5 protein-coding genes are annotated in these 7,309 nt (G+C 44.1%); 1 reads left to right on the top strand and 4 read right to left on the bottom strand.

From position 1 onward, the window contains the following. Nucleotides 1–1,320 (top strand): excinuclease ABC subunit UvrC (gene uvrC / locus QZ735_RS04865; RefSeq protein ID WP_294244972.1); only part of this gene is annotated, 1,320 nt, incomplete at its 5' end. A gap of 106 nt (nt 1,321–1,426) precedes the next feature. Here the strand turns inward: uvrC and QZ735_RS04860 are convergent. The 4 genes from QZ735_RS04860 to QZ735_RS04845 form a co-directional block, all read right to left on the bottom strand. Next, on the bottom strand, nt 1,427–4,285 hold the full coding sequence (locus QZ735_RS04860) for a T9SS type A sorting domain-containing protein (protein ID WP_294244970.1): 2,859 nt from the start codon (nt 4,283–4,285) through the stop codon (nt 1,427–1,429). Between the two features lie 66 nt (nt 4,286–4,351). Next, nucleotides 4,352–5,107, bottom strand: a complete 756-nt coding sequence (locus tag QZ735_RS04855; protein WP_294244967.1) for a hypothetical protein — start codon at nt 5,105–5,107, stop codon at nt 4,352–4,354. A gap of 14 nt (nt 5,108–5,121) precedes the next feature. Beyond that, a complete protein-coding gene (locus tag QZ735_RS04850; RefSeq protein ID WP_294244964.1) occupies nt 5,122–6,204 on the bottom strand; it encodes a PorV/PorQ family protein in 1,083 nt (360 codons plus the stop codon). 12 nt (nt 6,205–6,216) lie between these two features. Then, the gene (locus tag QZ735_RS04845) at nt 6,217–7,095 is read right to left on the bottom strand and encodes an EamA family transporter (protein ID WP_294244962.1); all 879 of its coding nucleotides are present in this window, start codon (nt 7,093–7,095) and stop codon (nt 6,217–6,219) included. Nucleotides 7,096–7,309 lie beyond the last annotated feature (214 nt).

The raw sequence follows: 7,309 nt of genomic DNA, 5'->3' as shown, positions 1-7,309 counted from the left end.
CATAAAATCGAGGAAAGCAAATATAAAGTCTGCCTGGAATTCCATATCAAAAACTGCAGCGGACCGTGCGAAGGATTGGAAAGCAAGCAGGAATATGATGAGAAAATAGATGCCATCCGCGGAATGATCAAAGGGGATTTCCGGAAAGCAAAGGAATACCTGACGGACAGAATGGTAAAATACGCTTCCAATCTGCAGTTTGAAGATGCCCAGATCATAAAGGAGAGACTGGATGTACTGGAAGATTACCAGGCAAAAAATACAGTGGTGAACCCGAACATCGACGATGTGGATGTTTTCGGGATGACGAGTGATGAAACGGCAGCTTATGTCAATTTCTTCAAAATCAGAAACGGAAACATCATCCAGAGCTTCACCACGGAGATCAAAAAAATCCTGGAAGAAACGGACGAAGAAATCCTGGAAGAAGCCCTGATCGAGATCCGACAGAAATTTGATTCCCATTCCAAGGAAGTACTGCTTCCTTTTCATCTGAATATTGAAATTCCGAATGTTAAACTGATTGTCCCTAAAGTAGGTGACAAAAAAAGGATCGTGGAGCTTTCTGAAAAGAATGCCAAAGAATACCGTCTGGAAAAGCTGAAACAGGTGCAGATCATAGATCCGGAACGCCATACCAACAGGATTATGTCAGAAATGCAGAAGTTGTTGCGGATGCCCGTAGAACCGAGGCACATTGAAGGATTTGATAATTCCAATATCCAAGGAACCAATCCGGTATCAGCCTGTGTGGTATTCAAGGACGGAAAAGCAAGCAAGGCAGATTACAGGATTTTCCATCCCAAAACCGTAGAAGGCCCGAATGACTTTGCCACTATGGAAGAGGTGATTTACCGCCGGTATAAAAGAATGCTGGACGAAGGGGAAGACCTGCCGCAACTGATCCTGATAGACGGTGGAAAAGGCCAGCTTTCCTCAGCTGTTAAAAGCCTCCGGCTGCTGGGGCTGTACGGAAAGATCACCATTGTGGGCATTGCCAAAAGGCTTGAAGAGATTTTCTTCCCTGAAGACCCGATCCCGTTATACCTCGATAAGAAATCCGAAACCCTGAAGATCCTTCAGCGGGTGCGGGATGAAGCCCACCGTTTCGGTGTACGGCACCACAGGACGCGGAGGACCAACTCCACCATCAAATCTGAGCTGGAAGGCATTCCCGGTGTCGGAGAAAAGACCATTGAAATGCTGCTTTCCAAATTGAAATCGGTTAAACGGGTGAAAGAATCCAGCCTGGAAACCCTGGAAGAGATTCTGGGGAAAAGCAAAGCAAAAATGGTGTACGAATTTTTCAATCAACCGTAAGTTTATTCTGAATCTGTGTTCCGGCCGGTGGCCGGAACACAGATTCCTACAGCATGAGAACGTATAAATAAACAGACAAAGCCCTCGAAGTGAGGGCTTTGTCTGTTTATTTTTTAATTATTTTACGGATATATTCTCTTTTCCGGGTCTTCACTTTCAGGAAGTATATACCGGTAGGCACATCTGAGATATCAGATCCTGAATTTTTATATTCCAGGATTTTTACCAGCTTTCCGGAGGTATCGAAAAGCCTTGCGTCTTCTGCGTTCTCCTGATCTTCCAGCTTAAAAGAAAAATGACCGGTTACCGGATTCGGAAATACCCGGATGCCCGTATCCCCGGGTTTTTCACCTTCAAAGAGCTCATCTGCGGCCAGATACACCGGGAGCGTATCTGTAGTGATGTACAACTCGCTCCCATGTTCCTTTGTAGCGATGGTAAGGAAGAGCTTTTCATGATCCGTATCCATTTTCAGGATATTTTCATTGGGCTGCAGCTGGTTATCGTCATTGGTGACAAAAATGTTCAAAGCATTCATATTTCCGGTATTTCCATTGGTTTTCCATACTTTTCCGGAATTTCCGTTAAGGAAATACAGGTAATTATTCACACAGGTCATGTCTTTTACCCCATCCAGACTAGATGCCAGGCTGAATGTTCCGGTACTGCTGCCATCAGTCCTCCAGAGCTGGGTGCCGTTGGTATGGGCATAAAACAGCAGGTGGCCGCATTTTTTGAATTTCTCTTCACCGGAGAAGCTGGCTTGGGACAACTGTTGTGTTCCTGCAGCGGTTCCGTCTGTGGAATACAGGCCTCCCGGATATCCTGAAACGGAATAAATGAATTTGCCGTTTACCGTTTCAGTTTCCCTGTTGATGTTGGATGAAGCATACTGGTCACTGTGGGATTTCAGCAAAACGGAAGACGCAGCATCCCCGTCGGAGACAAAGAGCTCAGTATTGCCTGTATTGGAGTATCCTTCTTTGGTGGTGGAATACAGCAGCCTGTTGTTAAAATTCCCTACTACCTTAATGTTTCCATCGGCTCCGTTCTGAAAATTCATCTGAATGGCCTTGGTGGTATTGGCTCCAGTACCGTCAGATTTCCAGATGGCCAGCTTGCCGTTTTCCCGGGCTGCAAAGTAAGCGAGACCGTTAACAACAGTTGATTTGTTATCGGCGCCAGACATGCCTGCCACGTTGCCCTGATCAATACTCTTTACCAACGTCTTACTATCGGAATTGTTATTAATTTTCCAAAGCTGGGTTCCTGCACCGGTTATGTCGGTAAACAGCAAAGACATATCATTGAGATTGATAAAGGAGGACGTATTGGAAGTAGAACCAATACCCTGAATAATGAATGAATTGGCAGCGGTACCATCCGTTCTGCAGATCATATTGGTCTGGTTGGCCGTGTTGTTCACGGTGTACAGCCAGTTTCCGACTTTGAAAAAGAAATCTTCAAAATTGGGAGAAAGAGCTTCGGGAAACGAAGTTACCCTGGAAACCTGCTGCGTATTTTTATTTCTTTTATAAATCTGATTGTTGAATTCCATGTCTGAAGCAATGAACACCAGATCATCATTCAGCACAGCATACGAATGGGGAGCACTGCTTTCAGATTTGCTGATATCGGATTCCAAAGCAACCTGCTGCGATGCAGGTGCTACAGAAAACAGTTCCCTGCCGTGCTTCGGCGTGCTGCCGGCCAGGTAAATTTTAGAGTTCATATCGACAAAGCTGTCAGAGGAAGATACATTCACTCCTGTAAGCTCAAAAGTCTGTGCCGGATTTCCGTTGGCAATCCAGAAACGGTTTGTTTGATAATAGTTGGTTTTGTTCAGGATCAAATACTGGCCGTCTGAAGTAGCGCTGTGAAGGATGTTGTTGTTGGGTGTGGTAAACAGTTCAGTCCCGTTTTCCGTCCCGTCCGTTTTCCAGATGTAGTTGCCGTAGACAGGGGTACCGCTCGAAATGGCATCAAAGTAAATGGCATTTTTAAATGTAATGTATTTCACATTGCTTACGGGATTTGAGCTGCCGATCCCGGGATAAATATCCTTCAGGATCTTTGTCCCGGCCGTTGTGCCGTCTGATACCCAGGGTTCATAACCGCCATTGTCATCATAGCCCGTAAAAACAAAATAATCACCATTGGATGCACCGTCCAGCTCTCCTATAGACGGCATCGGCTTTATTGGTACCGTTCCGGCCGCTGTACCGTCACTTGCATACAGATGGAATCCGGTAGCGGTATTGGCCATAAAATAAAATTTCCCGTTATTTAAGGTCAATATTTTAAAATCATTGGAAATGCTGCCGCCGTCTGTCGAAATATCTTTCAGCATCTCCGTTCCTGCTACGGTACCGTCTGTTTTCCAGATTTCTTTTCCCGAGACCCCATCATTGGCCGCCAGAAAAATCTGATTGTTGAAAGCGTACAGCTTAACATTTCCGGAATAGAAAAATGTTTTCAGCAGGATGAGGTCATGGGTTACGGTATCAAAAGTCCACAGTTCCTGATTCTGGTAAAAGTACAGTTTATTACCCGATACCACCAGCTCATTAACATAGTTCACGGGAAGATCTTTTGCCTTTACCGTTCCGGCAGGTGTGCCGTCCGTCTGCCATATCTGAAGACTTGAATAATTTTGCCTGGCGAGAAAATAAATTTTATTGTTAACGTTTCTGAAAGAAGGCAGCGGACCGATACCGCCGTCGAACCCGGGGAAGATATCTTTCAGAAGAGTCGATTTCTGAGTAGCGGGATCGTAAACCCATGGTTCTGTTCCTTCAGTATTGTTTCGGTTGGCCGTAAAAATAATTTTGTTATTAAACCTGGTCAGCTTGGAGGGCGTACTTGATGCCCCGTAATTTATTTCTTGAAGCTGTGCATTCAGGGTATTTTGTGCATGACAGCAAAATGATGCCGATGCCAACAGAGAAATGTAGATTTTTTTCATGGTTATGAAGATAAGATCCTGTCTCCGGCACTATCCGGAAGAAAAACAATCGATTTATTTTTTATGTTACTTTGCAGAGAAGACTTCCTTCCCATAATTTCCGTTCCCCAGGGGAATTTCAATAATGATATTTCCGTTTTCATAATATCCCAGCGTCGTGTCTCCGTTCTGCAGCTTTACCCGGAACACATCCTTCTTGGTAGTTGCCTTGAAAGTAGCATAGGGCGAGGAACTGTTGGAGCCTACCAGGATAAACTGGCTGTCATCCACCTGTACTTTCTGGAAATCGGCTTTTCCATTACTATACCTTATTGCGGAAGTACCGGCTTCTGAAGAATTGACGGCCACCGGCTGACTGGCTACAGCCTGGGTCTGCTGAACCGTTTGTAGCTGTATTCTTGCCTGTGGCACCGGACTTGCCGGAGAAATGGAAGCATAGGTCTGCTTCAATGCATCCTGATAGCCTTCTTTATAGTCTTTAATATTGGAAGCGCCTTTAACGGATGAAATCACCTTGTCATTGCAGTCCTTAAACTGAAAAACAACTTTATTCCTGAGAAAACCGCTGTCATTGATAATATCTCCCATCAGTACATTGCAGGGATTATCCTTTGCTTCAGCAGGCCACTGAAGTTTGTCAGCAGGAATTACGGTATAGTTTTTACCCGTCAGCGTCTTGGTCAGCAGTTCTTTCAGTCCGTAGCTTTCTCCTTTGAAAGTAGTAAAGGTATCCGGAAGGGAAATGTATTGATAATCTGAAACTTTCTGTCCGAAAGCAGCCATTGAAAAGGCGGTAAATATTGCAAGTGAAAACTTTTTCATACAGATCGTATATTTTAATCGTTTCTGAATTGTCCGATGTCCAGCTTCAGAGAAAAGAAGTTGGAATAAAAATTGGATCCGCCGATTCCGGAATTGGTAATGGCATAATCCAGGGTAAGGCCTCTGTACTTGATTCCGATCCCGGCACTCGGCTGGAATGAAACCTTTCTCCTCAGATCTTCAATATCGGTGATCGACTGGAACCTGTTGACCCCCAAACGGACAAAGATCATTTTTTGATATCCCAGTTCAGCACCGGCATACGGTGTGATGCTGGCAAAATCCGTGGACAGAAGTGCAGCAGTCCTGGCAAAATCCACATTGATCCCGGCTTCCGGCAGAACATAGATACTGCTGTTAATGTCAAATACCTTGCTTACGCCTGCATTCAGCTTCGGCATGGTTAATTCCATCTTGTCTTTTGGAGCAGGGTTGAATTCTTCTCCGTTGACAACGGTAGAAAGCTCTTTCTGATTAACGCTCCAGAAATTCACGGTGGTTGTGGCATCCCTCAGCATCCCTCCGATTTTAAATCCGTTGTCCAGTTTATAAATGGCACCGATATCGAAACCGAAACCATAGCCGTTGGCGAATTTACCGACATTCCGGTAGACAATCTTCGCGTTGATCCCGACATCCAGATTAGGATTCCCGCCAGGGTTGAATGCATAGGAAAGAATAGCAGCATAATCGGACTGGGAAAACTTAGTGATCTTATCATAATCAATATTGCCTTCCGTATCAATAAGCTGGGTCGTATTAAGGATGTTATCTACTCCCAATCTTACTACGGAAACTCCGAAAACCCCGGTTTCCAGCACTTTTGCATAGGCCAGGTAATCGTATTTCGCAATAGACTCAAAATACTCGGCATGCATGGCGGCTCCCTGCCAGTCTCTTTCCACCCCCATAAGGCCTGCCGGGTTCCACATCGGCGAATACACATCATCCTGGTTGGATATGACAGCCCCGCCCATGGCCAGTCCCCGCGCACCGGCTCCTATATTCAGGAATTCATTGGAATATTTTCTGATGATCTGGGACTGCGAGATCCCGAACGCCAGGGAACATGCGGCTAAAAGGTATTTTTTCATCATATAGATCGATGCTTAAAGTAAAGTTTTTTGTTTCTTAGCTTTTATAAATCCGTTGACAATGATTGCCAGTATCATAACACCTGATGCCAGATAAAAAACCGGGCTCATGTGTTCTGATTCCCCAAAGATAAAAAAAGCTAGTATAATTCCGTAAACCGGTTCTAAATTAACTGTTAAAATTAATGTGAAAGGCGAAATGTATTTCATCAGGTTGACCGATTCCAGCATCGGAAATGCCGTAAAGACACTTGCCAGTAAGCCTATTAACGCGAGATCACGGTAACTTATTTCATTCATCTGAAAAATTTGTCCCGAAAACACATAAATAACCATCAGCATAAACCATCCGCTGAAAATCTCGTAAAAGATAATATTGCCGGAACTTGTCCTGCCAAACATTTTTCCGTTGAAAACTGAAAATACAGTTCCGAATATTGCACAGAGCACCCCATATAATATTCCTTCCTTGAACCTGAATTCCGTCTTGAAGATCAGAAGGATACAGGCAACAATCACCACTCCCATAACAACTTCAGAAACATCGATCTTCCGCTTAAAGATGACCGGCTCCATCACAGAAGCAAATAAGGTGGATAAAGAAAGGCAGCTCAGTGCGATTGATACGTTGGATACTTTAATAGAATGGAAAAAGCAGTACCAGTGTAGGGCCATGGCAAAACCGATGGCCGCCAGCTGCAGAAAAATCTTTTTTGAAACCTTGATGCTTTCTTTCCTGAATACCCGGATATAGATGTACAGGAAAAATGCAGCGAAAAGCATCCTGTAAAAAACCAGAATCTGCGCATTGGCCTGAATGAGCTTTCCCAGAATGGCAGTAAATCCCCATAAAAATACGATCAGGTGCAATCTGAAAAGAGCTAACTTGTGCATATCCGCCTTCTTTTTTAATTTTGTGCAAATTTACAAATCGCTTTTACATTTTGCATAAAATATAAAGCTTAAATCAGGGAATCCGCTTTTTATTTCCATCAGGAAATGGCAGGTCACGAAATAGAAACGGCCATCATAAAACAGAAGGCGCAGGATACAAAAAAACCCTGAAAATTTGTTCAACTTTCAGGGCCTTCAAATAATAAACTATTAA

This window comes from uncultured Chryseobacterium sp., from assembly GCF_913776365.1.
Taxonomy (GTDB): domain Bacteria; phylum Bacteroidota; class Bacteroidia; order Flavobacteriales; family Weeksellaceae; genus Chryseobacterium.
Note: the sequence above shows the minus strand (reverse complement) of the source record. Positions and strands in the feature narration are given on the sequence as shown.

Bases quoted from the DNA above. Each gene is read 5' to 3' on its own strand.
- QZ735_RS04860 (WP_294244970.1), bottom strand. From the start codon at position 4,285: ATGAAAAAAATCTACATTTCTCTGTTGGCATCGGCATCATTTTGCTGT.
- QZ735_RS04855 (WP_294244967.1), bottom strand. From the start codon at position 5,107: ATGAAAAAGTTTTCACTTGCAATATTTACCGCCTTTTCAATGGCTGCT.
- QZ735_RS04850 (WP_294244964.1), bottom strand. From the start codon at position 6,204: ATGATGAAAAAATACCTTTTAGCCGCATGTTCCCTGGCGTTCGGGATC.
- QZ735_RS04845 (WP_294244962.1), bottom strand. From the start codon at position 7,095: ATGCACAAGTTAGCTCTTTTCAGATTGCACCTGATCGTATTTTTATGG.